This window comes from Micromonospora sp. NPDC049203 (genome assembly GCF_043197215.1).
In the GTDB taxonomy this organism is placed as follows: Bacteria; Actinomycetota; Actinomycetes; order Mycobacteriales; family Micromonosporaceae; genus Micromonospora.
In genome coordinates this window covers 406291-432065 of record NZ_JBICSV010000001.1, presented here as the reverse complement: position 1 = coordinate 432065, position 25775 = coordinate 406291, and the positions used below count along the sequence as shown (strand labels likewise).

General features: G+C 73.2%; 32 protein-coding genes. 23 read left to right on the top strand and 9 right to left on the bottom strand.

Going from position 1 to position 25775, the window contains the following annotated elements; genetic code table 11:
- The first annotated feature begins 48 nt into the window (after positions 1-48).
- A complete protein-coding gene (locus tag ACGFIA_RS02005; RefSeq protein WP_357390546.1) occupies positions 49-627 on the top strand; it encodes a Uma2 family endonuclease in 579 nt (192 codons plus the stop codon).
- An 18-nt stretch (positions 628-645) separates the two neighbouring features.
- Entirely contained in the window at positions 646-1728 is a 1083-nt protein-coding gene (locus ACGFIA_RS02000) for an amidohydrolase family protein (protein ID WP_357390548.1), read from the top strand.
- A 41-nt stretch (positions 1729-1769) separates the two neighbouring features.
- Here ACGFIA_RS02000 and ACGFIA_RS01995 read toward each other — a convergent pair whose 3' ends face one another.
- Positions 1770-2363 carry a TetR family transcriptional regulator gene (locus ACGFIA_RS01995; RefSeq protein ID WP_357390550.1) on the bottom strand — a complete coding sequence of 198 codons (594 nt, stop codon included), beginning with the start codon at positions 2361-2363 and terminating at the stop codon, positions 1770-1772.
- 25 nt (positions 2364-2388) lie between these two features.
- Positions 2389-2919: a hypothetical protein gene (locus ACGFIA_RS01990; RefSeq protein WP_357390551.1), complete on the bottom strand. Its 531-nt coding sequence runs from the start codon at positions 2917-2919 to the stop codon at positions 2389-2391.
- 70 nt (positions 2920-2989) lie between these two features.
- Between ACGFIA_RS01990 and proS the strand changes: the two genes are divergently transcribed.
- The 12 genes from proS to ACGFIA_RS01930 all read left to right on the top strand — a co-directional run bounded on the left by proS (position 2990) and on the right by ACGFIA_RS01930 (position 11341).
- Positions 2990-4405 (top strand): proline--tRNA ligase, encoded by a 1416-nt coding sequence (proS, locus tag ACGFIA_RS01985; protein ID WP_357390553.1) that lies wholly within the window; start codon positions 2990-2992, stop codon positions 4403-4405.
- Between the two features lie 75 nt (positions 4406-4480).
- Positions 4481-5128: a DUF402 domain-containing protein gene (locus ACGFIA_RS01980; protein WP_357390576.1), complete on the top strand. Its 648-nt coding sequence runs from the start codon at positions 4481-4483 to the stop codon at positions 5126-5128.
- Positions 5129-5370: 242 nt separating this feature from the next.
- Positions 5371-5829 carry a 30S ribosomal protein S16 gene (gene rpsP, locus ACGFIA_RS01975; protein WP_357390555.1) on the top strand — a complete coding sequence of 153 codons (459 nt, stop codon included), beginning with the start codon at positions 5371-5373 and terminating at the stop codon, positions 5827-5829.
- A complete protein-coding gene (locus ACGFIA_RS01970; RefSeq protein WP_030500803.1) occupies positions 5804-6064 on the top strand; it encodes an RNA-binding protein in 261 nt (86 codons plus the stop codon). Before rpsP ends, ACGFIA_RS01970 begins: the two co-directional genes overlap by 26 nt.
- A complete protein-coding gene (gene rimM, locus ACGFIA_RS01965; protein WP_357390557.1) occupies positions 6064-6603 on the top strand; it encodes a ribosome maturation factor RimM in 540 nt (179 codons plus the stop codon). Before ACGFIA_RS01970 ends, rimM begins: the two co-directional genes overlap by 1 nt.
- A gap of 14 nt (positions 6604-6617) precedes the next feature.
- Positions 6618-7406: a tRNA (guanosine(37)-N1)-methyltransferase TrmD gene (gene trmD / locus ACGFIA_RS01960; RefSeq protein WP_357390559.1), complete on the top strand. Its 789-nt coding sequence runs from the start codon at positions 6618-6620 to the stop codon at positions 7404-7406.
- A gap of 143 nt (positions 7407-7549) precedes the next feature.
- A complete protein-coding gene (gene rplS / locus ACGFIA_RS01955; RefSeq protein ID WP_013284591.1) occupies positions 7550-7909 on the top strand; it encodes a 50S ribosomal protein L19 in 360 nt (119 codons plus the stop codon).
- A 168-nt stretch (positions 7910-8077) separates the two neighbouring features.
- Positions 8078-8959, top strand: coding sequence for a signal peptidase I (gene lepB, locus ACGFIA_RS01950; protein WP_357390562.1), 882 nt, complete (start codon positions 8078-8080; stop codon positions 8957-8959).
- Complete coding sequence (gene lepB, locus ACGFIA_RS01945; RefSeq protein ID WP_357390564.1) at positions 8956-9588, top strand: signal peptidase I; 633 nt, start codon at positions 8956-8958, stop codon at positions 9586-9588. Before lepB (ACGFIA_RS01950) ends, lepB (ACGFIA_RS01945) begins: the two co-directional genes overlap by 4 nt.
- 90 nt (positions 9589-9678) lie before the next feature.
- On the top strand, positions 9679-10146 hold the full coding sequence (locus tag ACGFIA_RS01940; protein WP_357390566.1) for an NUDIX hydrolase: 468 nt from the start codon (positions 9679-9681) through the stop codon (positions 10144-10146).
- Positions 10140-11021, top strand: a complete 882-nt coding sequence (locus tag ACGFIA_RS01935) for a ribonuclease HII (RefSeq protein ID WP_357390568.1) — start codon at positions 10140-10142, stop codon at positions 11019-11021. Before ACGFIA_RS01940 ends, ACGFIA_RS01935 begins: the two co-directional genes overlap by 7 nt.
- Entirely contained in the window at positions 11018-11341 is a 324-nt protein-coding gene (locus ACGFIA_RS01930) for a DUF2469 domain-containing protein (RefSeq protein WP_011905215.1), read from the top strand. The genes ACGFIA_RS01935 and ACGFIA_RS01930 overlap by 4 nt, the downstream gene beginning before the upstream one ends.
- Positions 11342-11366: 25 nt before the next feature.
- Here ACGFIA_RS01930 and ACGFIA_RS01925 read toward each other — a convergent pair whose 3' ends face one another.
- Both ACGFIA_RS01925 and ACGFIA_RS01920 read right to left on the bottom strand, forming a co-directional pair.
- Entirely contained in the window at positions 11367-12473 is a 1107-nt protein-coding gene (locus ACGFIA_RS01925; RefSeq protein ID WP_357467288.1) for a sulfite oxidase, read from the bottom strand.
- Complete coding sequence (locus ACGFIA_RS01920; RefSeq protein WP_357390572.1) at positions 12470-13129, bottom strand: class I SAM-dependent methyltransferase; 660 nt, start codon at positions 13127-13129, stop codon at positions 12470-12472. Before ACGFIA_RS01920 ends, ACGFIA_RS01925 begins: the two co-directional genes overlap by 4 nt.
- 209 nt (positions 13130-13338) lie before the next feature.
- On the opposite strand from ACGFIA_RS01920, the gene ACGFIA_RS01915 reads away from it, so the two are divergent.
- Positions 13339-13887, top strand: a complete 549-nt coding sequence (locus ACGFIA_RS01915) for a murein hydrolase activator EnvC family protein (protein WP_393258593.1) — start codon at positions 13339-13341, stop codon at positions 13885-13887.
- Between the two features lie 13 nt (positions 13888-13900).
- Here the strand turns inward: ACGFIA_RS01915 and ACGFIA_RS01910 are convergent, their stop codons facing one another.
- Both ACGFIA_RS01910 and ACGFIA_RS01905 read right to left on the bottom strand, forming a co-directional pair.
- A complete protein-coding gene (locus tag ACGFIA_RS01910) occupies positions 13901-15082 on the bottom strand; it encodes an aminotransferase class V-fold PLP-dependent enzyme (protein ID WP_357390574.1) in 1182 nt (393 codons plus the stop codon).
- A gap of 119 nt (positions 15083-15201) precedes the next feature.
- Positions 15202-16182, bottom strand: coding sequence for a tyrosine recombinase XerC (locus ACGFIA_RS01905; protein ID WP_357382324.1), 981 nt, complete (start codon positions 16180-16182; stop codon positions 15202-15204).
- Positions 16183-16580: 398 nt separating this feature from the next.
- Between ACGFIA_RS01905 and ACGFIA_RS01900 the strand changes: the two genes are divergently transcribed.
- Complete coding sequence (locus ACGFIA_RS01900; RefSeq protein ID WP_357382326.1) at positions 16581-16922, top strand: hypothetical protein; 342 nt, start codon at positions 16581-16583, stop codon at positions 16920-16922.
- A 5-nt stretch (positions 16923-16927) separates the two neighbouring features.
- Here the strand turns inward: ACGFIA_RS01900 and ACGFIA_RS01895 are convergent, their stop codons facing one another.
- The 3 genes from ACGFIA_RS01895 to ACGFIA_RS01885 are packed head-to-tail and all read right to left on the bottom strand — an operon-like array spanning position 16928 to position 19984.
- Positions 16928-18193 (bottom strand): DNA-processing protein DprA, encoded by a 1266-nt coding sequence (locus tag ACGFIA_RS01895; RefSeq protein ID WP_393258590.1) that lies wholly within the window; start codon positions 18191-18193, stop codon positions 16928-16930.
- Entirely contained in the window at positions 18103-19623 is a 1521-nt protein-coding gene (locus ACGFIA_RS01890) for a YifB family Mg chelatase-like AAA ATPase (RefSeq protein ID WP_357382330.1), read from the bottom strand. The genes ACGFIA_RS01895 and ACGFIA_RS01890 overlap by 91 nt, the downstream gene beginning before the upstream one ends.
- A gap of 1 nt (position 19624) precedes the next feature.
- Positions 19625-19984 carry a YraN family protein gene (locus ACGFIA_RS01885; RefSeq protein ID WP_357382332.1) on the bottom strand — a complete coding sequence of 120 codons (360 nt, stop codon included), beginning with the start codon at positions 19982-19984 and terminating at the stop codon, positions 19625-19627.
- Positions 19985-20136: 152 nt separating this feature from the next.
- On the opposite strand from ACGFIA_RS01885, the gene ACGFIA_RS01880 reads away from it, so the two are divergent.
- The 7 genes from ACGFIA_RS01880 to frr all read left to right on the top strand — a co-directional run bounded on the left by ACGFIA_RS01880 (position 20137) and on the right by frr (position 25649).
- Positions 20137-20352: a hypothetical protein gene (locus tag ACGFIA_RS01880; protein ID WP_357382334.1), complete on the top strand. Its 216-nt coding sequence runs from the start codon at positions 20137-20139 to the stop codon at positions 20350-20352.
- Positions 20349-20888: a hypothetical protein gene (locus ACGFIA_RS01875; RefSeq protein ID WP_393257935.1), complete on the top strand. Its 540-nt coding sequence runs from the start codon at positions 20349-20351 to the stop codon at positions 20886-20888. The genes ACGFIA_RS01880 and ACGFIA_RS01875 overlap by 4 nt, the downstream gene beginning before the upstream one ends.
- A gap of 86 nt (positions 20889-20974) precedes the next feature.
- Positions 20975-22012, top strand: coding sequence for a hypothetical protein (locus ACGFIA_RS01870; protein WP_393258587.1), 1038 nt, complete (start codon positions 20975-20977; stop codon positions 22010-22012).
- 236 nt (positions 22013-22248) lie between these two features.
- Positions 22249-23124, top strand: a complete 876-nt coding sequence (gene rpsB, locus ACGFIA_RS01865; protein WP_357382340.1) for a 30S ribosomal protein S2 — start codon at positions 22249-22251, stop codon at positions 23122-23124.
- Positions 23125-23252: 128 nt separating this feature from the next.
- A complete protein-coding gene (tsf, locus tag ACGFIA_RS01860) occupies positions 23253-24080 on the top strand; it encodes a translation elongation factor Ts (RefSeq protein ID WP_357382342.1) in 828 nt (275 codons plus the stop codon).
- Between the two features lie 155 nt (positions 24081-24235).
- On the top strand, positions 24236-25003 hold the full coding sequence (pyrH, locus tag ACGFIA_RS01855; protein ID WP_357382344.1) for a UMP kinase: 768 nt from the start codon (positions 24236-24238) through the stop codon (positions 25001-25003).
- An 88-nt stretch (positions 25004-25091) separates the two neighbouring features.
- Positions 25092-25649 (top strand): ribosome recycling factor, encoded by a 558-nt coding sequence (gene frr / locus ACGFIA_RS01850; protein WP_030504243.1) that lies wholly within the window; start codon positions 25092-25094, stop codon positions 25647-25649.
- Positions 25650-25775 lie beyond the last annotated feature (126 nt).

The window sequence follows — 25775 nt, the reverse complement described above, 5'->3', positions numbered from 1 at the left end:
GACATCGCTGTCTCTTAAAGTGATGTCGCCCCCTGGAAGGAGATGTCAATGACCGCGGCCCCGATCCTGCCGGAGCGGCACGAGTGGACGGTCGACGACCTGGGCGAGCTGCCCAAGGACCTTCCGTACGAACTGATCAACGGAAGGTTGATCGTGCCGTCGCCCACTCTGCTGCACCAGGACATGTGCGTCGAGTTGCTGCTCGCGCTCCGCGTGAACTGCCCGAAGGAGTACCAGGTCGGGATCGATCTGTCGATGCGGGTCGACCGCCGTAACGAGCCTCGGCCGGACGTCGTCGCGGTCGTGCGGGGTAACGCCAACCGGAGCCCGCTGCCGGTCGAGGACGCTGTGCTCGCCGTCGAGGTCATCTCGCCGACCTCCACCTTCCGCGACATGTACGACAAGGCCAGGGTCTACGCGCACGCCGGTGTCCGCTCCTACTGGGTGCTCGACCCGGTCAAGGAGAAGATCACGCTGACCGAGTACGTGCTCGGCGCCAATCGCGAGTACAAGCAGGTCAGTCAGGCCGAGGACCTGTTCGTCACCGAGCGGCCCTGGAAGGTCTCGGTCGACCTGCCGGCGCTGACCGCGCGCCGCGACGACCTGCTCGCCGGCGAGGAGGACTGATCGGGTAGGACTGTGCACATGGCTGCTCTGCACGTGCGCGGTGTGTTCCTTCCCGACGACGAGGTCCGGGACGTCTGGCTGGTCGGCGACCGGGTCACATTCGAACCGGTGCCCGGCGCCGAGACGGTGGCCGACGGCGGCTTCGTGCTGCCCGGCCTGACCGACGCGCACTGCCACATCGGCATCGCCCGCGGCGGCAGCCCGATCACCTCCCTCGACCAGGCGCGAGAGCTGGCCCGGACCGACCGGGACGCGGGCGTGCTGGCGATCCGGGACGCCGGGTCGCCGTACCCGTACCCCGAACTGGAGGACGAGCCGGACCTGCCGCGACTGGCCCGCGCGGGCCGCCACGTCGCCCCGCCGAAGCGCTACCTGCGCGACATCGGCGTGGAGGTCGGCGCGGCGGAGGTCGCCGCGGCGGTGGCCGCGCAGGCCGCGGCCGGCAACGGCTGGGTCAAGCTGGTCGGCGACTGGATCGACAGGGGAGTGGGCGACCTGGCGCCGGCCTGGGACGCCGACACCATGACCGCGGCGGTCGCCGCCGCACACGCCGCCGGGGTACGCGCGGCGGTGCACACGTTCTCCGAGTCGGCCGTGGAGATCATGGTGCGGGCCGGGGTGGACTCGGTGGAGCACGGCACCGGGCTGAGCCTCGACCTGATCGACCTGATGGCCCGGCAGGGCACCGCGCTGGTCCCCACGATGATCAACATTCGGACGTTCGGTCACATCGCGGAGCAGGCCCGGCCCAAGTTCCCCGGGTACGCCGACCACATGCTCGCGCTACGCGACCGCTTCCCCGAGGTGGTGCGCGCCGCGCACGAGGCGGGCGTGCCGATCTACGTCGGGACCGACGCGGGCGGCGGCATCGACCACGGGCTCGCGGCCGAGGAGATGATGCTGCTGCACGAGCAGGCCGGCATGTCCGCCCCGGACGTGCTCGCCGCCGCCTCCTGGCGGGCCCGGGAGTGGCTCGGCTTCCCCGGGCTGGTCGAGGGCGGCCTCGCCGACCTGGTGGTCTACCCCGAGGATCCGCGCCGCGACCTGCGCGTGGTCCGGGCACCCAGCCGGATCGTGCTGCGCGGCCGCGTCGTCCGCTGACGGGCCGGCCGTCCGCTGGCCGATTGCCGCCGTCGGCCGGCCTAGCGGGTCGTGGCCGCCGTCAGGAACAGGCGGACCGCCAGGCCGGCCAGCCGGTCGGCGGTCTCGTCGACCGGGCCGCCGGGCAGCACGATGTGGCTCACCACCAGGCGTACGACGCTGTCCGCCGCGAACGCCAGGGCCGCCGGGTCGGCGTCGGGCAGGCGTTCACCGGTCCACTCCAGCAGCGCCCTCGCGGCCTCGGCGAGCACCAGCTCGGACCGGGTGGTCAGATAGGGCAACAGCTCCTCCGAGCCGCCCGGCGTGCTGGTCAGGACCGCCCTCACCAGCGGGTTCTCGGCGGCCGAGGCGAGGGTGCGGTGGATCGCCGCGTACGCGGCCGCACGCACGTCGGAGTCGTGCTCGTCCAGCGCGGACCGGACCTGGCCGACGAACCGGTCCACCTCGTGCCGGGCCAGCGCCTCGCCCAGGCCCGCCTTGGTGCCGAACTCGTTGTAGACCGTCTGCCGGCTCACCCCGGCCGCGCTCGCGACCGCACCCATCCGGACCCCGGCCCAACCCGTCGTGACGGTCAGCGACCGTGCGGCGTCGACGATCGTGTCACGCACCGGCGTGACGTTCCTCGGCTTAGGCATGATGATCGAAGTCTACGGTCGCCGCTCAGCGCACCACGAGTTCGTACTCCGCCTCGACCCGGAACGGCCCGCCGTCGTGGCCGCCGAAGGTCAGGTGGTGCGTCCCCGGCGCGGGCGGCGGCACCAGGCCCCACAGGCCCCAGCAGGAGACGTGTACCGGCCACGGCCACGCGGTGACGACGTTGTTGAAGAACCCCCGCACCGGGAACGAGGCGGGTGAGCCCGCCGGGTGCACCGGCACCGCGACCCCGTCCAGCTCGGCGTGCCCTTCGGCATGGGGCATCGGCGGGACCGGGTCGTCCCGGCGGCCGACCCGCCAGCAGCAGATCGCCGGGAAGAACAGGGGGCGGCCCGCCGGCACCACGCAACGCCGGGCGACCCCGCCGCCCTGCGTGCCCGCGAGGAACCACACGTCGTCGGGCTGGTGACGCCCGCCGTGCCGGCCGGTGGTGTCCTTGAGCGGGTTGACCGGCTGGCGGTGGGCGGCCACCCAGGCCACCCAGCGGGCGGCGAGCGGGGCCAGGACCGGCGCCGGGTCGGGGGTGGGGAGGAGCATGACGGCAGATGGTAGTGGGGGGCGCGCCCGGCTGCGCCGGCCCGTCACGGGACGCATAGGATGTGCGGTCATGGCACGCGTGCTCACTCCCCGTGCGGAGGACTTTCCCCGCTGGTACCAGGACCTGATCGCCAAGGCGAAGCTGGCCGACAACGGCCCGGTCCGGGGGACCATGGTGATCCGACCGGCCGGCTACGCCATCTGGGAGCGGATGCAGGCCGAGATGGACGCCCGGATCAAGGCGGCGGGCGCGGAGAACGCGTACTTCCCGCTGTTCATCCCGGAGAGCTACCTCAAGCGGGAGGCCGAGCACGTCGAGGGCTTCTCGCCGGAGCTGGCGGTGGTCACGCACGGTGGCGGCAAGCAGCTCGCCGAGCCGGTGGTGGTGCGCCCCACGAGCGAGACGGTCATCGGCGAGTTCATGGCCAAGTGGATCGACTCGTACCGCGACCTGCCGCTGCTGCTCAACCAGTGGGCCAACGTGGTCCGGTGGGAGCTGCGCCCGCGGATCTTCCTGCGTACCAGCGAGTTCCTCTGGCAGGAGGGGCACACCGCGCACGCCACCCGCGAGGACGCGCGCGCCTACGCGCGGCGGATCCTGCACGAGGCGTACGAGGACCTGATGGTCAACGTGCTCGGCATCCCGGTGGTGGTCGGCCTGAAGACCGCCCGGGAGCGCTTCGCCGGCGCCACCGCCACGTACACGTGCGAGGGCATGATGGGCGACGGCAAGGCGCTGCAGCTGGGCACCAGCCACGAGCTGGGCCAGAACTTCGCCAAGGCGTTCGACATCAGCTACTCCTCGGCCGAGGGTGGCCGGGAACACGCGTGGACGACCTCCTGGGGCACGTCCACCCGGATGCTCGGCGGCCTGATCATGTGCCACGGCGACGACAACGGGCTGCGGGTGCCGCCGAAGCTGGCGCCGGTCCAGGCGTACGTGATGGTCGTCAAGGACGGCGAGGGCCCGGGCGGCCCTGCCGAGGCGGCCCGGAAGCTCCACGACGCGCTGCGTGACGCCGGGGTGCGGGTGGCGCTGGACGACCGCACCGACACCGCGTTCGGCCGCCGCGCCGTCGACGCCGAGCTGCGCGGCTACCCGGTCCGCGTCGAGGTCGGCCCGCGTGACCTGGCCGCCGGCAACGCGGTCGTGGTCCGGCGTACGGACGGCTCGAAGGCCCCGACGCCGGTCGCCGACTTGGTCGGCGCGGTGGTGGCCGCGCTGGAGGCCGACCAACGGGCGCTGCACGACCAGGCGCTGGAGTTCCGCCGGTCCCGCACCGTCGAGGTGTCGACGCTGGCCGAGGCGATCGAGGCGTCCGCCACCGGCTGGGCGCGGGTGCCGTGGTCGGCGGTCGGCGTCGAGGGTGAGGCCGAGGCGAACGGCCAGGGCGTGACGGTCCGCTGCCTGGTGCGCGCCGACGGCTCGGTGCCGGACTCGGAGGACGAGCCCGACCTGGTGGCGATCCTCGCCCGCGCGTACTGAGGTGTAAGGAAGGGCCCCCTCTTAACGCATTCTGCATAGGCGGGGGCCCTTGTTAACACGACGGCGGGGGTGAGTGTGCGGTTCGAGCCGGGGCGGCTGATCATGCACCGGAACGTCCGGCACGGCCGGATCGGCTGGGTCCGGTCGGCCCGCGTGGTCTCCGACGACGAGCGCGGGCTGCTGCTCTGGGTGCCCCGGGGCACGCCCGTCGCGTACGAGGTGACAGCGGCCGGCCTGGGCATGCGCGCCGTGCCGTTCGCCGAGTGGGTGACGTCGTCCTACCGGCTCTCCCGGGGGCGGTGGAACGGCCCGCCGGTGCTGAAGTTCCTGCCCACCGGCGCGGCCCACTCGGTCTGGTGGTTCCGTGACGCCGACGGCCGCTTCCAGAACTGGTACGTGAACCTGGAGGAGCCCGGCGTCCGCTGGGACGACAGCGCGGTGGCCGGCGTCGACATGATCGACCAGGACCTCGACGTCGTGGTCCACCCGGACCTGAGCTGGGAGTGGAAGGACGAGGACGAGTTCGCCGAGCGGCTGGCGTTCCCGGAGCACTACTGGGTGACCGACGAGAAGGCGGTACGCGCCGAGGGCGAGCGGGTGATCCGGATCGCCGAGGCGGGGGAGTTCCCGTTCGACGGCACCTGGTGCGACTTCACCCCACCCGCGGAATGGGACGTACCGAACGAATTTCCGCCCGGGTGGGACCGCCCGCCGGTGCGCTGAACCGGTGTCCTCCGTCACGACCCGGCCCGCCCCGGGCGTGGTGCCCGGGTCCGGTGTGAGTGTTCGGGGCCGGATCTGGCAGAATGGGTCGCTGGTATCCGGCGCGCGTCCGGCGCCCTCTAACCCGGGCGCGTCGCCAGTTCACCGAGCAGTCTCCGGCCCAAACCCCACTGTGCCGGTCGGCGCTCACCCGCCACACCGCCCGTACGGGCCGGTGAGATCGCAACAGGAGCGAAACAACTGTGGCCGTAAAGATCCGGCTCCTGCGGATGGGCAAGATCCGCAACCCGCAGTACCGCATCGTCATCGCCGACTCGCGTACCAAGCGTGACGGTCGCGCGATCGAGTTCGTCGGTGTGTACCAGCCGAAGGAAGACCCTTCGGTGATCGAGGTCAAGTCGGAGCGGGTCCAGTACTGGCTCTCGGTCGGCGCCCAGCCGAGCGAGGCCGTGCAGCGCCTGCTGGAGCTGACCGGTGACTGGCAGAAGTTCAAGGGCCTGCCCGCGCCGCCGCCGCTGAAGGTCGCCCCCGAGCGGGCCGACCGCAAGGCGGCGTACGAGGCCGAGGCGAAGGCCGCCGCCGGCGTGGCGGACACCCCGGCCAAGCCGGCCAAGAAGGCCGCCGCCAAGGCGGAGGAGCCGAAGGCCGAGGCCCCCAAGGCCGAGGAGCAGGCCAGTGCCGAGTCCGGCGAGCAGGCCTGACATGGCACTGCGTCCCGCCCTGGAGCACCTGGTCAAGGGCATCGTCGACCACCCGGACGACGTCCGGGTGCGCATGGTCGACTCCCGTCGGGGCAAGCGCCTCGAAGTCCGCGTGCACCCCGAGGACCTCGGCACGGTGATCGGGCGGTCCGGCCGGACCGCCAAGGCGCTGCGCCAGGTGATCGGCTCCATCGGCGGGCGTGGGGTACGCGTCGACATCGTCGACTCGTACTGATGCTTCTCGTCGTCGGCCGGATCGGCAAGCCGCACGGCATCCGCGGTGAGGTCACCGTGGAAGTGCGCACCGATGAGCCCGAAGCACGGTTCGCCCCCGGTTCGGTGTTGACCACCGAGCCGGGGGTGACCCCGTCGGAGCCCGGCGCCTGGCGGGTGCCGCCGACGCTCACCGTCGAGTCGGCCCGCTGGCATCAGGGCCGCCTGCTCGTCGTGTTCGAGGGCGTGCTGGGGCGCGACGTCGCCGAGGCGCTGCGCAACACGCTGCTCGGCGTGGACAGCGCCGACGTGGCCCCGCCGGAGGACCCGGAGGAGTTCCACGACCACCAGCTGGTCGGCCTCGCCGTGGTCACCCGGGACGGGGAGCACGTGGGCGAGGTGGCCCGCATCGACCACGCGCCCGCGTCCGACATGCTGGTGTTGCGGCGGCCCGAGGGGCGTACCGCGCTGGTCCCGTTCGTCAAGGCGATAGTGCCCGAGGTGGATCTGGCCGGCGGTCGCGTCGTCGTCGACCTGCCCGGTGGCCTGCTCGACCTCTAGCTGGAGCCCACCGCATGCGCGTCGACATCGTGTCGATCTTCCCCGAGTACTTCGCCCCGCTGGACCTGTCGCTGATCGGCAAGGCCCGCGCGAACGGCACGCTGCGGCTGGCCGTACACGATCTGCGGACCTGGACCCACGACGTGCACCGCACCGTCGACGACACGCCCTACGGCGGCGGTCCCGGCATGGTCATGCGGCCGGAGCCGTGGGGCGAGGCGCTGGACGCGCTGGCGCCGGACGAGCTGAGCCCGGACGGGCACACGCTGCCCCGGCTGCTCGTGCCGTCGCCCGCGGGCGTCCCGTTCACCCAGGCCCTTGCGCACGAGCTGGCCGCCGAGTCGCACCTGCTGTTCGCCTGCGGCCGGTACGAGGGCATCGACCAGCGGGTGCTGGACCACGCCGCGACCCGGATGCCGGTGACCGAGGTCTCCCTCGGCGACTACGTGCTCTTCGGCGGCGAGGTGGCCGTGCTGGTGATCCTGGAGGCGGTCACCCGGCTGCTGCCCGGTGTGCTCGGCAACGCCGGCTCGCTGGACGAGGAGTCGCACGCGCACGGCCTGCTGGAGGCCCCGCTCTACACGAAGCCGGCGAGCTGGCGCGGGCTGGACGTGCCCGAGGTGCTGCGCTCCGGCGACCACGCCCGGATCGACCGCTGGCGGCGCGACGAGTCGCTGCTGCGCACGGCGCAGCGCCGCCCCGACATGATCGGCGCGCTGCCCCCGGAGACGCTCGACAAGCGGGACCGGGCGGCGCTGGACCGGGGCGGATTTTCCTCGCCACCGGAGCATGTGGCAAAGTAGAGGGGTTGCCGCATCCGTCCACGCCGTGGGTGGTTGCGAGGACCCTCGACCGGGGCCGGCCTCGCCGGTCACCACCCGGGGGTCAGAATCACCCGTTCGCGCATCGACTGACGATGCGCCGTGAGCCTCACGAGGACGCAGCGATGAACATCCTGGACGCCCTTGACGCCCAGTCGAAGCGTACCGACCTGCCCGACTTCCGTGCCGGTGACACCGTCAAGGTGCACGCGCGAGTCGTCGAGGGCAACCGGTCCCGGGTCCAGATCTTCCAGGGCGTCGTCATCCGCCGCCAGGGTGACGGTCTGCGCGAGACCTTCTCGGTCCGCAAGGTCAGCTTCGGCGTCGGCGTCGAGCGGACCTACCCGCTCAACGGCCCCGGCATCGACCGGATCGAGGTCGTGACCCGCGGTGACGTGCGTCGCGCCAAGCTCTACTACCTGCGTGAGCTGCGCGGCAAGAAGGCCAAGATCAAGGAGCTGCGGGAGAAGCAGCCGGCGAACTGACTTTCGTTCGCCACGCCGCCCGAGCTGCGCGGATGTCGTATCGACCGGATCGCATTACTCTGGTCGGTACGGGCGCGACCGGACGGTGCGAAACGGTCCACTACCGCCCGTGGGGTCTCCGAGGGGACTCCCGGGCGGTAGTGTCGTTTCCGCGGACCGGAGAGTGGCATGGTGCAGATGGTTGACGAGGACGGTGCCGTCGATCCCTGGCGCCGGCGAGCCCGGCGTGGCCGCCGCCAGATGCCGCTCTGGCAGGAGCTGCCGCTGCTGCTGATCGTGGCGTTCTGCCTCGCGGTGCTGATCCGCACCTTCCTGCTCCAGGCGTTCTTCATCCCCTCCGGGTCGATGGAGGACACGCTGCTCGTCGGCGACCGGGTGCTCGTCAACAAGGTCGTCTACGACGTCCGCGACCCGGTCCGCGGCGAGGTGGTGGTGTTCCGGGGCACCGACCGCTGGGTCGCCCAGGAGGCGCCCGCGCCGCCGACGAACTTCGCCGGCCGGGTCGGCCGTACGCTCGGCGACCTGGTGGGCGTCAGCCGCCCTGGCGAGAAGGACTTCATCAAGCGCGTCATCGGCGTACCGGGCGACAAGATCTGGTGCTGCGACGACGGCCGGGTGGTGGTCAACGGGGTGCCGCTGGACGAGCAGGCGTACGTCTCCGAAGATTCCCCGGTCGACCTGCCGCCGAACCCCAAGGAGTGCCGGTCGCGGCAGTTCACCGAGGTGGTGGTGCCGCCGGGGCAGATCTTCGTGATGGGTGACCACCGGCTCGTCTCGCAGGACGCCCGATGTCAGGGGCCGGTGCCGATCGAGAACGTGGTCGGCCGCGCCTTCATGATCGTCTGGCCGTCGCAGCGGTGGACCACACTGCCCGTACCGGAGACGTTCACCAGCGTGCCGCGCGCGGAGGCCGCGCCGGCCGGGCCGGTCCCGGTCGATCCCGACCCGGTGGGCGGAGTCGTCCTGATCCTTCCGGTCGCGGCGACGCTCACCGTTCTGGCGGGTTCGGGGCGACCGCGCCGCACCGGGCGACGTAGGCTCCTCCCGTGATCGACGAGCAGACCGAGAAGCCCCGCAGCTCCTTCTGGAAGGAGCTGCCCATCCTCCTGGGCGTGGCGATCCTGGTCGCGGTGCTGGTGCGTGCCTTCGTGCTGCAGACCTTCTTCATCCCGTCGCCGTCCATGGAGAACACCCTCAAGATCGACGATCGGGTGCTTGTCAACAAGCTGGTCTACGACTTCCGGTCGCCGCACCGGGGCGAGGTGATCGTCTTCAAGGCCCCCACCGAGTGGAGCGGCAACCCCGACGGCGAGGACTTCATCAAGCGGGTCATCGGCGTCGGCGGCGATCACGTGGTCTGCTGCGACCGCACCGGCGGCCAGGAACGGCTGATCATCAACGGCAAGCCGATCGACGAGCCGTTCATCTTCCCCGGCAACAAGCCCGCCGACCAGGACTTCGACATCACCGTGCCGAAGGGGCGCCTGTGGGTCATGGGCGACCACCGGGAGGCGTCCGGCGACTCGCTCGAGCACTGGCAGCAGTCGGGCGAGGACATCAACGTCGCCACCATCCCCGAGGGCGAGGTCGTCGGCCGGGCGTTCACCATCTTCTGGCCGGTCAGCCGTGCGACCTGGCTCACCGTGCCCGAGCAGTTCGACGGGATCCCCAATCCCTGAGCGGGTCCGCGCCACGCTCCGGCACGCCGGCCCGGCGTCGGCGGCGGGAGGGCGTGGTCGTTCGTCACAGGCGTCTGGCAGGCTGGTCCGGTGACCGTCTACACCCCTCGTCGCGCGGCCCGGGTGCTGCTGGTTGACGCGTCCGACCGGGTGCTGCTGTTCGAGGGCAGTGATCCGGCCCGGCCGGGCCACCGCTACTGGTTCACGCCCGGCGGCGGGCTGGAGCCGGGGGAGGCCCCGGCCGACGGCGCCGCCCGGGAACTGGCCGAGGAGACCGGTCTGCGGCTGGCCCCGGCCGAGCTGGGCACGCCGGTCTGGTCGGACATCGTCGAGTTCCCGTTCGATGGCGTCTGGTACCGCCAGGAGCAGCAGTTCTACCTGGTCCGGGTGCCGGGCTGGGAGGTCGACACCGCGGGCTTCAACGACGTCGAGCGGGCGAGCGTGCACGGGCACCGCTGGTGGCCGGTCGCCGAGCTGGCCGCCTGCACCGAGCGCTACTACCCGCCGGACCTGCCCGGCCGGCTCGGCGCCGTACTGACCGGAGGTGGCGCGTGCTGACCCCGCCGCGCACCGTGGTCCGCCGCGACGGCGGCCTCTACGCGCTGGAGCGGGCCCTGCAACGGCGCGGCTTCCGGCACGTGGCGGGCGCCGACGAGGCCGGTCGCGGCGCCTGCGCCGGGCCGCTCGTGGCCGCCGCCGCGATCCTGCCCGAGGGCCGGCGTGGTGAGATCGACGAACTGGCCGACTCGAAGCTGCTCACCGCCGCCGCCCGCGAGCGCGTCCACGACGAGGTGGTGGCACGGGCCCTGGCGTACGCCGTGGTCGTCATCCCGGCCGAGGAGGTCGACGCGCGCGGGCTGCACGTGTGCAACCTCGCCGCGATGCGCCGGGCGCTCGCCTCGCTCACCACCCGCCCCGAGTACGTGCTGACCGACGGCTTCGGCGTCGACGGGCTGGACGTGCCGGGCCTGGCGGTCTGGAAGGGCGACCGGGTGGCCGCGTGTGTGGCGGCGGCGAGCGTGCTGGCGAAGGTCACCCGGGACCGGATCATGGTGGAGCTGGACGGGCGGTTCCCCGGCTACGGGTTCGCCGAGCACAAGGGCTACATCACCGCCGAGCACAGCGCCGCGCTGCGCGCGCTCGGGCCCTGCCGGGAACACCGCTTCTCGTACGTGAACGTGGCCGCCGTCTCCGGGCGGGACGGCCGGCCTCCCCGCGCCCGCCGTCCGGCGGGTGCCGGCGCCGACGGGGCACCATCCGAGCCCGTGGCCGGGCTGCCAGGGCTGTCGCCCGGCGCGTTCGCCGGCCGCCCGGACGAGCCGATGGGGCGCTGCGGCGTGTCAGGGGGTACCGTCGGCGTGGCGTTGGGCGAGCAGCCGCGACCTCCGGCGTCGGTGGGGGAAGATGTGGTCATGGAAGGCGGAGTGCGATGAGCGCGGAAGATCTCGAGAAGTACGAGACCGAGATGGAGCTGCAGCTCTACCGGGAGTACCGGGACATCGTCCGCCAGTTCTCCTACGTGGTGGAGACCGAGCGCCGTTTCTACCTGGCCAACCAGGTCGACCTGCATGTGCGCAACTCCGACGGCGAGGTCTACTTCGAGGTCGAGATGCACGACGCCTGGGTGTGGGACATGTACCGTCCTGCCCGTTTCGTCAAGAATGTGCGAGTGATGACGTTCAAGGACGTCAATGTGGAAGAGCTCGAAAAGCCCGACATCTCGCTTCCCGCAGATTCCGGGTTCGGGAGCTGACCGCAGGCGGCGCAACGCCCCCGGCTCACTCCGCCGGCACGACCACCTCGACCCGCTGCACCAGGTTGTTCGCGAACCCGCCCCGGTTCCACGGCTGCTCGACCGGCTGGGTGCGCCCCGAGGCGTCGGTCGCCCGGGCGCCGAGCACGTAGCGCCCCGGCGTCGCCGTCCAGCTCACGGACCAGCGGCGCCACGCCCACTCGCCGGCTGCCGGCTCGTCGAGGAGCGCCGGTGTCCACGTCTCGCCGCCGTCCACCGTCACCTCGACCGAGGTCACCGGCGCGTGGCCGGACCAGGCCCGACCGTCCAGAGTGCACTGTCCCGGCCGAAGCACCCGGGTGCGGGACATGAAGTCCGGGAAGCCGGGCGGACGCACCAGCGCGCGCGGCTCGATCCGGGTCACCGGCACGCCCGGGTCGTCGGCGTCGCGCCGCAGCCGGTAGGCCACCGCGTTCTGGTAGCCGTCGAACGGCTCAGTCGTCACAGTGATGTCGCGCAGCCACTTCACGTGTGCCATGCCGTACCACCCGGGCACGATCAGGCGCAGCGGCGCCCCGTGCTGCGGCAGCAGGGGAGCGCCGTTCATCTCGTACGCCAGCAGCACCTCCTCGCGCAGCGCGTCGGCCACCGGCAGCGCCCGCTGGTAGTCCTGCTCGACACCGCGCTCCACCCCGTGGTCCGCGCCGGTGAACACCACGTCGACCGCGTCGCCGGACATGCCGGCCTCGCGCAGCAGCGGCGCCAGCGGCGTACCGGTCCACTCGGCGTTGCCCACCGCCTCCACCAGCCAGGGCTGGCTGACCGGGCGGGGACGCAGCAGCGCCCGGCCGTTACCGGCGCACTCCAGCGTCACGCGGTGGGTCACCCGGGGCCGTTCGCGCAGCGCCGACAGGTCCAGCCGCAGTGGACGCTCGACCGCGCCGGACACGCCCAGCGCGTACGCGGCCGGGTCGACGTCCGGGATGTCGTAGTGGATGAGCAGATAGTGCAGGCCCGCCGGGGTCACGTCGTACCGCAGGGCCTCCAGTGGGATGCCGTGGTTGCGCGCGGCGAGCTGAAGCTCCTCGACGCTGATCGCCTCGTCCGGCCCGGCCACCCGGGAGGGCAGACTGACATCGTCCACTGTGGTCATTCCTGCTCCGTCCGCTCCAGCACGTCGTAGCCCACGAACGTGAACATCCGCACCCCCGGCGCCAGCGGGCGCGGCGTGCCGGTGAAGCGGTGCGCGCCGACGCCCACACCGTCGGCCGGGCTGCCCACAGCGACCGGCTCGAAGCCCTCCTCGGCGAACCACTCGCAGATGACCGGCACCAGGTCCGGCTCGCGCCGGTGCCGCGTCCACAGCACGGTGCCGCCGGTGGCGCAGAGCGAGGCGCAGTGCCGCACCGTGGCCCGGATGTCGTCGTCGCCGATGTTGCCGAAGATGCCGCAGACCAGTACCAGATCCGCCGGGGCCAGATCGGCGTAGCGGTCGGTCAGCGAGGCGTCCCCGGTCACCACCTCCACGCCGGTGAGCCCCGCGTCGGCGGCGGCGCGGCGGGCCGGATCGGCGTTTCGTGGGTCCAGCTCGACCAGGCGGGCGGTCACGTCGCGCCCCCGGGGGTGGGCGGCCAGCACCGGGATCAGGTCGCGCCCCTGACCCGCGCAGAGGCTCAGCGCGCGCAGCGGACCGGGCGGCGCCGCGTCGAGGGCGTCGGAGACACGCTGCCGCACCTCGGCGAGCCGCCGCGCCAGTGCGGACTCGGGCTGGTCGTAGTCGCTGTGCCAGGCGTACCAGTCCTTCGTCACCCGGCCAGCATAGGCGTCCAGGGCCTAGCAGATCGGCCCCGATTTCGGCGCTCGTCCACAGGCGGTGCGCCGTCCACAGGGCGGCCGGGTGGGGTTCGCGGGACGGTGCCCGGGGCGGCAGGGTGGTCGGCGTGCGTTCCTCGATCTCTGTAGCGGGCAGGGCCGGGCTGGTGGTGTTGTGCCTCGTCGTCTGCCTGCCGGGTGTCTCCGTGCCGTCCCGGGCGGCGCTGTCGTCCTCGGTCCGGCCGTTGCCGGGGTCTCCTGCGGCTGTCCCGGGCTCCGGGGCTTCGGCGGCGGGCGGATCGGCTGCGGGACTTCGGGGTGCGCCCGGCGGGCGGTTCCGGTGGCCGCTGACGGGTGCGCCGCGGGTGGTGCGGCGGTTCGACCCGCCGCCGCAGCCCTGGCTGTCCGGGCACCGGGGCGTCGACCTCGCCGCCGCTCCCGGCGCGCCGGTGCTGGCTGCCGGCGCCGGGACCGTCCTGTTCGCCGGCATCGTCGCGGGCCGGCCGGTGCTCACCGTCGGCCACTCCGACGGGCTGCGCACCACATACGAACCGGTCCGCTCCCGGCTCACCGCCGGCACGCCGGTGGCCGCCGGCGCGCCGGTCGGCGACCTGCTCGCCGGGCATCAGGGCTGCGCCGGGGCGGCCTGCCTGCACTGGGGACTGCGACGCGACACCGAATATCTCGACCCGCTGGCCCTGCTCGGGCTCGGTCGGGTCCGGCTGCTCCCGCTGCACCCCGTCCCCGCCGGGTGATCGGGTGTATCGCTCAGCCCTGGGCGAGCAGCGTGGGCAGCCGGACGGCCAGCCGGTCGTACTCGTCGGGGGTGTTGTAGACCTGGCCGCACAGCCGCAGGTAGCCGCGCCCGTTCCAGCCGGCGATCGACACCTCGGCGGAGAGCCGTTCGGCGATCCGGGTCCGCAGCTCCCGGGCCGCGTCGAGCGTCGTCGCGACACCGGGCGGCAGCGGCACGAGCCGCATGGCGACCGCAGGCCCGCCGGGCTCCGGCAGCCGCTCGGGCGCCACACCGAGTGCGTCCCCGACGACCCGTTGCCCGTACGCGGCCAGCGCCGCGTTGTGTGCGCGTACCCGGTCCACGCCGAGGCTGCGCAACGTGAACAGGCCCACCGGGGCGGCCAGCCAGCCGGTGTAGTCGAGCGTCGCCTGCCACTCGACCCGGACCGGGAAGCCGCTGTCCTGCTCCCACGAGACGACGAGCGGCTGGATCCTCTCCCGCCATTGCGGGGCCACCACGAGCGCGGCGGTGCCGCGTGGCGCGTACGCCCACTTGTGCAGGTTGCCGACCCAGAAGTCGGCGCCGACGGAGGCGACGGTGGCCGGCAGCATGCCCGGTGCGTGGGCGGCGTCGACCAGTACCGGCACGCCCTGCTCCCGGGCCACCGCGACGATCGCCGCGGTGGGGAACAGCCGGGCGGTCGGCGAGGTGAGCTGGTCGACGATCAGCAGCCTGGTGCGCCCGGGGCGCAGCCCGTCGCGGATGATCTCGACCACCTCCTCGTCGGTGGTGGTCAACGGCACCGGCAGGGTGCGGGACACCGCACCGGTGCGGGCGCACTCCCGGGCGACGGACAGCGCCACCGCGCCGTACCCGTGGTCGGTGGTCACGATCTCGTCGCCGGGGCGCAGGGCCAGCGACTGCAGCACCACGGCCGCGCCAGCGGTGGCGTTGCCGACGAGCGTGGTGCCGTCCGGGTCGGCGCCGAGGAACGCGGCCAGGTGCCGCCGTGCGTGGGCGATCCGGTCGACCAGGCCCTGCGTGAAGAACCGCAGCGGGTTGGCCTCCATCTCGTCGCGCAGGCGCTGCTGGGCGCGCTGCACGGCGATCGGTACGGCGCCGAACGAGCCGTGGTTGAGGTGACTGACGGAGGGATCGAGGGAGAAGAGCAGCCGAGCCCCGGGAATCGGCTCGGGCGGCTGCGGCACCGTCATCCACCGATCCTAGCCCGGGATGGATCATGCCCCGGCCGGATTCGCCCGCTCGGGTGGAACGTCATGGGTGTCTCCCGGCCCCGCGGACACCCATGACGTTCCACCGACGCTTTCTGCGGTCAGGCGCGGGGGTGCGCCTGGCGGTACGCGGCGCGGAGCCGCTCCACCGAGACGTGCGTGTAGATCTGGGTGCTGGCGAGCGACGAGTGCCCCAGCAACTCCTGCACGGCCCGCAGGTCCGCGCCCCCTTCGAGCAGGTGCGTCGCGGCGGAGTGGCGCAGCCCGTGCGGCGTCACCCGCGGCACCCCCGCGGCACCGGCCCAGCCGGACACGATCCGTCGCGCCGTGGTCGGGTTGAGCCGTCCGCCCCGAGCCCCGAGCAGCAGCGCCCGGCCCGAGCCCGGGGTCAGCAGAACGGGCCGGCCGTCGCGCAGCCAGGTGTCGAGCGCCCGCTGGGCCGGCACCCCGTAGGGCACCGAGCGTTCCCGCCCGCCCTTACCCAGCACGCGTACCACCCGGCGGGCCTGGTCGACGTCGGTGACGTCCAGGCCGCACGCCTCGCTGACGCGTACCCCGGTGCCGTAGAGCAGCTCCAGCAGCAGCCGGTCACGCAGCAGCACCGCAGCGGGTGTGTCCGCACCCGCCGTCTCCACGGGCTGCGGGGCGTCCGCGGGCCGGGCCGCCTCCATCAGGACGGCGGCCTGGTCGGCCCGCAGCACTGTGGGCAGTTCCCGCCGGGCCCGGGGGCTGGCCAGCGGCGCGGCCACGTCGTCGGCGAGCAGGCCGGTCCGGTGCGCCCAGGCGCTGAACGTGCGGACCGAGGCGGCACGCCGCGCCATGGTCGTCCGGGCCGCGCCCATGGTCCGCTGCTTCGCCAGCCAGCTACGCACCATTGCCAGGTCCAGCTCCGGCAGGTCGGCGCAGCCCATCCGGACGGCGTGATCCAGCAGCGACACGAGGTCCGTGACGTACGCCCGGACGGTGTGGACGGAGCGGTTGCGCACCCGTGACAGGTGGTCGGCGAAGTCGTCCACCGCCTCGCGCATCGACGCGGGCAGCTCCTCGTGCGCGTCCCGCGTGCCACGCCGCCGCTGACTCATCGCGGCGTCCGGTCCGGGCGCACCCGGTCGCGGCGGCGGTGGCGGACAGCGATCACCGCCCCAGCGTAAGGCCGGAGCGCCCACGTTCGCCGTGCCGCCGCCCCGCCGCTCGCCGTGCCGCCCGGCTACCGTTTCCGTCCTCGCGGTGGGCCGGGCCGTCGCCCGTGCGTTGTGCCGTCCGCCACTGCCGTCCGCTTCTTCCCGGCGTGGATTACCCGCCGACGCGCTGAGTGGGGTGGCAAAAGCGGGTCTGGACAGGGGAAACTCATGCTGCGGCACGCTCCGGTGCGGCGACCGGCGGGCAGCGTGGCCCGGACCGGCCCCGACGGAGGTCGATCCGGCCGCGATCAGACGAACGCGTCCCCGCGTCGGTGACGCCGCTACGAGGAGGGCCGAGAGTGGGAGTGGACGCCGTCCTCTACCGGCAGGTGTCGGCGGGCGACAGCCGTCGCCGGCCCGCGTACGTCTCGATCGAGGTCGTGGCGGATCCGCAGGATCTGCTGCTCGACCTGCTCAAGCGTGTGCGCGGCGGTGGCCGGACCCCGCTGCTGGACCGCGTCGACCCGCTCGGTGAGCTGACAGTGGGCACCGAGCGGATGCCGCACCTGCTCGCCGAGCTGCGGTGCCTGGCCGAGGTGGCCCGGGCGCAGGCGGAGGTCGACCACGTGCACCGGCTGGCCCGGCTCGTCCGCCGATGTGCCGAGCGCCGCGACGCCGAGATCCGGTTCGAGGGCGACTGAGGCGGTCACGTGCGGGCGGCCGGTGGGGGTGCGAGCGCGTAGCCGTCGTCGCGGCGTACCACCATCGCCAGTTCCTCCAGCATGGACAGCTTGCGCATGGCGGTGCGCAGGTCCACGCCGGCGCGTGCCGCGACGCTCTCCAGGTCCAGCGCCCGGCGGCGCGGCAGCGCCTCCAGCACCTGGGTGGCCTCCTCGTCGAGCCGGTCCCGTGGACGTTCGGGGGCCCGGGCGGGCGGGGCCAGGTCGTACCCGATGCGCCCCACCTCCTCCAGCACGTGCGCGACGTTCGTGACCAGCCGGGCCCGTGGGTGTTCCCGCAGCACCTCGTGCCCGCCGACGGACATCGCCGAGGTCACCGGGCCCGGCACCACCATCGCCGGGCGGTGCAGGCCGAGCGCCCGGTTGAGCGTCTGGGTGGCGCCGCTGCGGGCGGCGGCCTCGACCAGCACCGTGCCGTTCGTCGCCGCGGCGATGACCCGGTTGCGGATGAGGAATCGTGGGCGCAGCGGCTCCGCGCCGGGAATCCACTCGCTCACCAGCAGGCCGGTGTCGGCGATGCGGTCGAACAGCGCGGCGTTGCCCATCGGGTACGGGCGGTCCACGCCGCAGGCGAGCACGGCGACGGTGCGCCCGCCCGCTGTCAACGCCCCGCGATGCGCCGCGGCGTCGATGCCGAACGCGCCACCGGACAGGACTGTCCACTCCCGATCGGCGAGGCCGTAGCCCAGCTCGGTGGCGATGTGCGCGCCGTAGGGGGTGGCCGCCCGGGCGCCGACCACCGCCACCGAGCGTGCCAGCGCCTCGTCGAGCGGCCACGCGCCGCGTACCCAGAAGCAGAGCGGCGGATCGGTCTCCACGTCGACCCGCCGGGTGGCCCCGGACATCGCCAGCCGGCGCAGGTCCCCGACCTGGGTGGGCCATTCGTCGTCGTCCGGGGTGACCAGCCGGGCGCCGAGTCGTTCGCCGCGCGCCAGCGCGTCGGCGGCGACCGTCCGGGCGTCACCGGCGGCGCCGCGCGCCGCGACGGCCGACCGCAGCGCCCGGTCCGGCGCTTCGCCGGACAGCAGCAGGTCGAGCGCGGCGACCGGGCCGATCCGCTTGACCAGGGCGTACACCGACCGGGTGCCGGGCTCGGCGAGCCAGGTGAGCGCGACCCGCGCCAGCCGGTGGTCGTCGGCGCTCACGCGACCTCTCCCGTCCTGAGCTGGATGGCCTCCGCCACGTCGTCGCGGCCGGGCCGATCCCGCCCGTCCAGGTCGGCGATGGTCCAGGCGAGACGGAGTACGCGGTCGTAGCCGCGCGCGGACAGCGAACCGGTGTCGAGCCGGCGGCGCAGATCCGTGGTGACCCGGGCGGGCAGGTGCCACGGCGGCCGGCGCAGGTACGGGCCGGGAACGTCGGCGTTGACCCGGTGCCCGGTGGCCGCCCAACGGTCGGCGGCGGCGTGCCGCGCGGCGACGACCCGGGCGGCGACGGTGGCCGAGGACTCGTGCGCGGCGTCGGTGCGCAGCAGCTCCGCCGCGCGTACCGCGGTCAACCGGACCTGCACGTCCACCCGGTCGAGCAGCGGACCCGACAGGCGTCCCAGGTAGCGCCGCCGGGTCAGCGGCGGGCACTCGCAGTCGACGTCACCGGAGGGCTTCGCGCAGGGGCAGGGGTTGGCCGCCAGCACCAGTTGGGTGCGGGCCGGGTACTCGGTGGCGCCCCGGGTACGCGCCACCCGCACCCGGCCGCTCTCCAGCGGCTGCCGCAACGCCTCCAGCGCGCCCTTGCTGAACTCGGGCGCTTCGTCGAGGAACAGGACCCCGCGGTGGGCGAGCGACACCGCGCCGGGCCGGGCCAGCCCGGAGCCGCCTCCGACGAGCGCGGGCACCGTGGCGGTGTGGTGTGGCGCCTGGAACGGGGGACGGCGCAGCAGGCCGCCGCCGGGTGGCAGCAGGCCGGCGATCGAGTGCAGCGCGGTCACCTCCAGAGCTGCCTCGTCGTCCAGTTCGGGCAGGATCGAGGGCAGCCGCTCGGCGAGCATGGTCTTGCCGGCGCCGGGCGGACCGAGCAGCGCGAGGTGGTGGCCGCCGGCGGCGGCGATCTCCAGTGCGCGCCGTCCGAGCGGCTGCCCGGCCACGTCGACCAGGTCGGGCCCGACGGTGCCGCCGCCCGGGACGTGGGCGGGTGGGGTGAGCAGCGGGCTGCCGTCGCGGACGTGGGCGACGAGCCGGTGCAGGGTGTCGACGGCGTGCACCCGTACGCCCGGGATGACCGCCGCCTCGGCGGCGTTGCCGGCGGGTACGACGACGCGGGTGTGCCCGGCGCGGGCGGCGGCGGCGACCATGGGCAGCGTGCCGCGGACGGGGCGTACCGCGCCGTCGAGGCCGAGTTCGCCGAGCACGACGGTGGCGTCCAGGGCCACCGGCGGCAGCTCACCCGAGCCCGCCAGGACGGCGAGCGCGATGGCGAGGTCGAACGCCGAGCCGTATTTCGGCAGGGTGGCGGGGAGCAGGTTGAGGGTGATGCGACGGTTGGGCCACTTCTGGCCGGAGTTGACGATCGCGGCGCGGACCCGGTCGCGCGCCTCGTGCAGGGCGGTGTCGGGCAGGCCGGAGATGATCACGGCGGGCAGTCCGGGAGCCAGGTCGGCCTCGACCTCGACGAGGTGCCCGGCGACTCCGGCCAGGCCGACGCTCAGCACTTTCGCGTACCCCATGTCAGAACGCGCCGCGGAGGTGTTCGACGCGGGCGGGGCCGGTGAGCGGGAGCCGGACGGAGAGGACGTCGAAGCGGACCTCGTCGGCGGTGGTGCCGGTCTCGGCGAGCCAGCGGGCGGCCAGGCCGCGCAGCCGACGGGCCTTGGCCTGCACGACGGCCTCGGCGGGGGAGCCGAACCGCTCGGTACGGCGGGTCTTGACCTCGCAGATGGCGAGGACCGGGCCGTCCCAGGCGATGATGTCGATCTCGCCCTCGGGACAGCGCCAGTTGCGGGCGACCGGGCGCAGGCCCGTCTCGATCAGGTGCCGCAGCGCGCACCGCTCGCCGTACGCCCCGACGGCTCGGTTCCGGTTCGTCATGCCGGTCAGGATGCGACCGGCGTCCCTGATCGCGGGTGGCCCGGTCCGGTGACCTGTGGACAGGGGTGGGCCTGTGGACGGAACGACGATCATGTTGTCGATCTGCTAGGGACAGGCATGATGAGCCGGTCCGACAGCGAGAGTGGAGTGCCGTGGCAGCTCGGAACACGTCGTTCGACGCTTCGGCCTGCGGCGGGATCGCGGAGTTCCGCGAGGCGGACGCCGAATCCAGGGTTCGGAGGACGGATGCGGCGGTGCTCGCCCTGAATCTGGGCGTCGAGCAGTCCAGCCTTGCGGGCCGGCGTTTCAGCTGCCTGGTGGTGCCCGACCGGTACGGGGTCACCAGAAGTGACTTCAGACTCGCGTGAACAGGTACGTCGAGCGGCTCGTGCGGATGGTGCCGCCTCCGGCCCGTCTGAGCGCGCCGCCGGACTGGCCGGCGGTGGAGCGCTCGCTCGATTCCGCACTCCCCAGGGACTACAAGGATCTCGTCGACCGGTACGGGCCGGGGAAGTTCGACGACTTCCTGGCGCTGCTCGTGCCCGGCCATCCGGTTGCGCGGCTGGACCTCGCGCGCGGTGTCGCGGAGGCCGCCGAAGTGCTGCGCGCGTACGCCTCCAGCGGGGAGGCGCTACCCGCACCGGTCGACGGTCTGACGGCGGTGGCCCTGACCGACAACGGAGACACCGTCTACTGGGTGCGCGACCCGGGCGACGCGCCGGATCGGTGGCGCATCGCGGTGAACGGCGCCCGGGACTTCGACGAGTGGCACCTGTTCGACGGTTGCCTGGCGCACTTCCTGGTCGACGTGCTCAACCGCGAAGCCGTGGTGACCGCCTTCCCCGACGATTTCCCGTACCCGGGTGCCGCACCGGCCTTCACATCGCACGACTACCCAAAGTAGTGCGGCGGCGACCCCTCGATATCGGTGCTGACCTGGGCCGATATGGCCGGGTGTCCGAATGGCGCGGCTGGTGCGTGTCGCATACCGTGCCGGTCGTGGACGGACGACGGAGCTATTCCGAGGATGAGCAGGGGTCGCGTTGGGGCGACCGCGGATACGAGTCGGACTGGCGCGCCGCGGGTGAGCCCCGCTACCGCGACGACGACTACCGCACGCCTGAGCAGCGGGCCGGTGAGAACCGGTACGCCGAGCCGGGCCGGTACTCCGCCGCCGATCCGCTGGTGGACGACACGAGCAGCTGGCGGTCGCAGCGGCCGGACGACCCGGAGGTCTCCGGGGAGCTGCCCGGGTCGCGAGCCGCCCGCCGCGCGGCGCGCGAGTCGGCCGACCCGCTCGGCTCGGTGTCCCGCAGCGGCGTCGACGCGCTCGGCACCGCCGCCCACGGGAACCCGCTGGCGAGCCCGCTCGGTACGCCGACAGCCGCCCCGGCCGGCGCCGACCCGTACGGCCTCATCGCCCACGGCAGCGACCCGGCCGGCGGCGCCGACGCCCGGAGCGCGGTCGGCGGCGTCGACCAGCCCCGGCTCAGCCCGGTCGGCGGCTACCCGGTGGTCGAGCCGGCCGCGCCCGGCGCCGTGGGCCCGGACGGGGCCGAGCCCTCCGCCGCCGGTCGGCTGAACCCCGGCGAGCCCACTCCGCTGCGGATCGGCGAGCGCCCGGGTGGTCCCGCCCAGCCGGCGGCGACCCCGCACCCGCTGGAGATGCCGACCGGTCCGATGCCCGCTGTGCTGCCGCGCCCGGACGGGCCGCCGCCCGGTGACGGCGTCTACCGGACCCGGCGCCCGGCGCTGGCGGTCCTGCTGGCGGTGCTCGTGCTGGTGCTGGAGGTGCCGGCGGTGCGGGTGTTGCTGCACGGCATCTTCGGTGACCCGGTGTCGACGTCGCACGTCGTGGTGGGCATGTTCCTGGTGGTGGGCCTGCCGATCTTCGGCACCGGCCTGTACGGGCTGCGCACCGGAGGGCTGGCGCTCGCCGACGGCAGCCGGGGCTGGCTGCGCCCGCCGACGGCGTACCTGACCGTCGGGCTGGTGTTGTTCCTGGCCGCCGCGCTCGCCGCCGGCTGACCGGGCGGGCGTGCTCCGCACCCGGGGGCCGGGCAGCGGAGAGGGCGCGTACACTGGTCGACTGGCGACCGCCTCGCGCGGTCGACCTCGCGTGCCCTCTCCACGGTCTCTCCGTGGGGCGACGGCCTCCCTGGTCCCGGTCTGACGTACCGGGCCCACCCTGGCCGGCGACCGGGCGCCAGGCGTCCGGCCGCCGGCCGGACGGACAACCAGGGACAACGTAGGAGTAACCCACCATGGCCGTCGTGACCATGCGTCAGCTGCTGGAAAGCGGTGTGCACTTCGGGCACCAGACCCGGCGCTGGAACCCGAAGATGAAGCGCTTCATCTTCACCGAGCGCAACGGTATCTACATCATCGACCTGCGCCAGACGCTCGACTACATCGAGAAGGCGTACGAGTTCGTCCGCACCACCGTCGCGGGTGGCGGCAGCATCCTGTTCGTCGGCACCAAGAAGCAGGCCCAGGAGGCCATCGCCGAGCAGGCGACCCGGGTCGGTCAGCCGTACGTCAACCACCGCTGGCTCGGTGGCATGCTGACCAACTTCCAGACCGTGTACAAGCGGCTGCAGCGGATGAAGGAGCTGGAGGCCCTGGGTGACCTGAGCGGCACCGCCGCCGGTTACACCAAGAAGGAGACGCTCCAGCTCTCCCGCGAGAAGATCAAGCTGACCAAGACCCTCGGTGGTCTGCGGGACATGCAGAAGCTCCCGGCCGCGGTGTGGATCGTCGACACCAAGAAGGAGCACATCGCCGTCGACGAGGCCCGCAAGCTGGGCATCCCGGTGATCGCCGTGCTCGACACCAACTGCGACCCGGACGAGGTCGACTTCCCGATCCCGGGCAACGACGACGCCATCCGCTCGGCCGAGCTGCTGACCAAGGTCGTCGCCGCCGCCGTCGCCGACGGCCTGATCGCCCGTTCCGGCCGTAACCGGGGCGCGGACGAGAAGCCCGAGGCCGGCCAGGTCGCCGCCGGCGAGCCGCTGGCCGAGTGGGAGCGCGAGCTGCTCGAGGAGCCGAAGAAGGCCGACGAGCAGCCCGCCGCCGCCGAGCCGGCCGAGCCCGCCGCGCCTGCCGCCGAGCAGCCGGCGACCGCCGCCGCGGAGTGATCTCGCCGTCGCGTCCCCACCGCCGGGAATCGCCGGTGGTGGGGACGTGACGGGTACGCCGGGCAGCACCGGCCCGGAACCGGGTAACCAGCACCCCAGACCACCTCACTGACACCGAAGAGAGAGTCATGTCCAACTTCACCGCCGCGGACGTCAAGAAGCTCCGCGACCTCACCGGCGCCGGCATGATGGACTCCAAGAAGGCGCTGACCGAGGCCGAGGGCGACTTCGACAAGGCCGTCGAGATCCTGCGCGTCAAGGGCGCCAAGGACGTCGGCAAGCGGGCCGGGCGCACCGCCGCCAACGGCCTCATCGCCCACTCCGGCCAGGCGCTGCTCGAGCTCAACTGCGAGACCGACTTCGTCGCCAAGAACGACGCCTTCATCGCGCTGGCCCAGCAGCTGGTCGAGCACGGCGTGGCCAGCGGCGCCACCAACGCCGAGGAGCTGCTCGCCAGCAGCATCGACGGCAAGAGCGTGGCCGACCTGATCCAGGAGCAGTCCGCCAAGATCGGCGAGAAGCTGGTGCTCAACCGCTTCGCCAAGCTGGACGGGACCACCGCTGTCTACCTGCACCGCAAGAGCCAGGACCTGCCCCCGGCGGTCGGCGTGCTGGTCGAGTTCACCGGCAAGAGCGACGAGGCGGCGGACGCCGACGCGCGCGCCGTGGCCATGCAGATCGCCGCGATGCGGCCGAAGTACCTCACCCGCGACGAGGTGCCGGCCGAGACCGTCGAGTCCGAGCGGCGCATCGCCGAGCAGACCGCCCGCGAGGAGAACAAGCCCGAGGCGGCGCTGCCGAAGATCGTCGAGGGCCGGGTCAACGCCTTCTTCAAGGACTTCGTCCTGCTGGAGCAGGCGTCGGTCGCCGACAACAAGAAGACCGTCAAGCAGGTGCTGGCCGACGCCGGCATCGAGGTGACGCGCTTCCTGCGGTTCGAGGTCGGCCAGGCCTGAGCCGCCGCGCCGGGCCGTCCGGCCCGGGCACAGGGGAGACGTTGACGAGGAGGCCGCCGGTGTACGCGACAGGCACCGCGGCCTCCTCGTCACATAGGGTCGGCAGGGGCACGTACGCGACACCGCGTGATGCGCGGGGAGAAGGGGCGGGGCGGATGACGCAGGTTGTGAGTGACCGGAACCTGGCGGTGGAGGATCCGACCGCACCTCCGCCCGGTCGGTCCCGCCGGGTGGTGCTGAAGCTCTCCGGCGAGGTCTTCGGCGGCGGCGCGATCGGCGTCGACCCCGACGTCGTGCAGGGCATCGCCCGGCAGATCGCCACCGTGGTGCGCCGCGGCGTGCAGGTCTCCGTGGTGGTCGGCGGCGGTAACTTCTTCCGCGGCGCCGAGCTGCAGAAGCGCGGCATGGACCGGGCCCGCGCCGACTACATGGGCATGCTCGGCACGGTCATGAACTGCCTGGCCCTCCAGGACTTCCTGGAGAAGGAGGGCATCGAGACCCGGGTGCAGACCGCGATCACCATGGCCCAGGTCGCCGAGCCGTACATCCCGCTGCGCGCGATCCGGCACCTGGAGAAGGGCCGCGTGGTCATCTTCGGCGCGGGCGCCGGCATGCCGTACTTCTCCACCGACACGGTGGCCGCCCAGCGGGCGCTGGAGATCCGCGCGGACGTGGTGCTGATGAGCAAGAACGGCGTGGACGCGGTCTACACCGCCGACCCCCGGATCGACCCGACCGCGAGCAAGCTCGACTCGATCACCTTCTCCGAGGTGCTGCGCCGTAACCTGCGGGTGGCCGACGCCGCCGCGTTCAGCCTCTGCATGGAGAACGGCCTGCCGATGCTGGTCTTCGGCGCGCAGGGCGACGACACCATCGTCCGCGCCGTCGGCGGTGAGAAGATCGGCACCCTGATCACGGCCTGACCGGCCCGCCGGACCGGCAACGGTCCCTCTCTGCCACGGCAGCACCCGCACCACACCCGACGAGCGACAGAAGGAGGCGAGGAGACCGGTGATCGACGACACCCTCCTCGAGGCGGAGGAGAAGATGGAGCGTGCCATCGAGCACGCCAAGGAGGAGTTCGGCGGGATCCGTACCGGACGCGCCAACGCCGCCATGTTCTCCCGGATCGTCATCGACTATTACGGCAGCCCGACCCCGCTGCCGCAGATGGCCTCCATCGCGGTGCCCGAGCCCCGCATGGTGATCATCAAGCCGTACGACAACTCGCAGCTGGGCGCCATGGAGAAGGCGATCCGCGACTCGGACCTCGGGGCCAACCCGAACAACGAGGGCAACCAGCTCCGCATCGTCCTGCCGCAGATGACCGAGGAGCGGCGCCGGGAGATGATCAAGGTCGCCCGGCAGAAGGGCGAAGAGGCCAAGGTCGCCGTCCGCAACATCCGCCGCAAGGCCAAGGAGGAGCTGGACCGCCTGGTCAAGGACGGCGAGGTCGGCGAGGACGAGGGCCGGCGCGCGGAGAAGGAACTGGACGACCTGACCCACCGTTTCGTCGCAGGAGTCGACGAGCTGGTCAAGCACAAGGAGAGCGAGCTGCTCGAGGTCTGAGCACCCGCGTACCTCGCACGGCACCGCGCCGCCGTCGCCCGTCGGGGCGGCGGCCCGGTGCCGTCGTCGTGCCCGGCGGCGCACACCCTCGGCGCTCCGGCGGGTGCAGTAGGCTCGGCACGATTC

Excerpts from the sequence above, each read along its gene's own strand:
- trmD (WP_357390559.1), top strand. The coding sequence starts at position 6,618 with ATGCGCGTCGACATCGTGTCGATCTTCCCCGAGTACTTCGCCCCGCTG.
- ACGFIA_RS01910 (WP_357390574.1), bottom strand. The coding sequence starts at position 15,082 with ATGACGGTGCCGCAGCCGCCCGAGCCGATTCCCGGGGCTCGGCTGCTC.
- pyrH (WP_357382344.1), top strand. The coding sequence starts at position 24,236 with ATGACGCAGGTTGTGAGTGACCGGAACCTGGCGGTGGAGGATCCGACC.
- ACGFIA_RS01930 (WP_011905215.1), top strand. The coding sequence starts at position 11,018 with ATGAGCGCGGAAGATCTCGAGAAGTACGAGACCGAGATGGAGCTGCAG.
- proS (WP_357390553.1), top strand. The coding sequence starts at position 2,990 with ATGGCACGCGTGCTCACTCCCCGTGCGGAGGACTTTCCCCGCTGGTAC.
- ACGFIA_RS01990 (WP_357390551.1), bottom strand. The coding sequence starts at position 2,919 with ATGCTCCTCCCCACCCCCGACCCGGCGCCGGTCCTGGCCCCGCTCGCC.
- ACGFIA_RS01995 (WP_357390550.1), bottom strand. The coding sequence starts at position 2,363 with ATGCCTAAGCCGAGGAACGTCACGCCGGTGCGTGACACGATCGTCGAC.
- rpsB (WP_357382340.1), top strand. The coding sequence starts at position 22,249 with ATGGCCGTCGTGACCATGCGTCAGCTGCTGGAAAGCGGTGTGCACTTC.
- ACGFIA_RS02005 (WP_357390546.1), top strand. The coding sequence starts at position 49 with ATGACCGCGGCCCCGATCCTGCCGGAGCGGCACGAGTGGACGGTCGAC.
- tsf (WP_357382342.1), top strand. The coding sequence starts at position 23,253 with ATGTCCAACTTCACCGCCGCGGACGTCAAGAAGCTCCGCGACCTCACC.
- ACGFIA_RS01890 (WP_357382330.1), bottom strand. The coding sequence starts at position 19,623 with ATGGGGTACGCGAAAGTGCTGAGCGTCGGCCTGGCCGGAGTCGCCGGG.
- rplS (WP_013284591.1), top strand. The coding sequence starts at position 7,550 with ATGAACATCCTGGACGCCCTTGACGCCCAGTCGAAGCGTACCGACCTG.
- rimM (WP_357390557.1), top strand. The coding sequence starts at position 6,064 with ATGCTTCTCGTCGTCGGCCGGATCGGCAAGCCGCACGGCATCCGCGGT.
- lepB (WP_357390562.1), top strand. The coding sequence starts at position 8,078 with ATGGTGCAGATGGTTGACGAGGACGGTGCCGTCGATCCCTGGCGCCGG.
- ACGFIA_RS01905 (WP_357382324.1), bottom strand. The coding sequence starts at position 16,182 with ATGAGTCAGCGGCGGCGTGGCACGCGGGACGCGCACGAGGAGCTGCCC.
- ACGFIA_RS01925 (WP_357467288.1), bottom strand. The coding sequence starts at position 12,473 with ATGACCACAGTGGACGATGTCAGTCTGCCCTCCCGGGTGGCCGGGCCG.
- ACGFIA_RS01885 (WP_357382332.1), bottom strand. The coding sequence starts at position 19,984 with ATGACGAACCGGAACCGAGCCGTCGGGGCGTACGGCGAGCGGTGCGCG.
- ACGFIA_RS02000 (WP_357390548.1), top strand. The coding sequence starts at position 646 with ATGGCTGCTCTGCACGTGCGCGGTGTGTTCCTTCCCGACGACGAGGTC.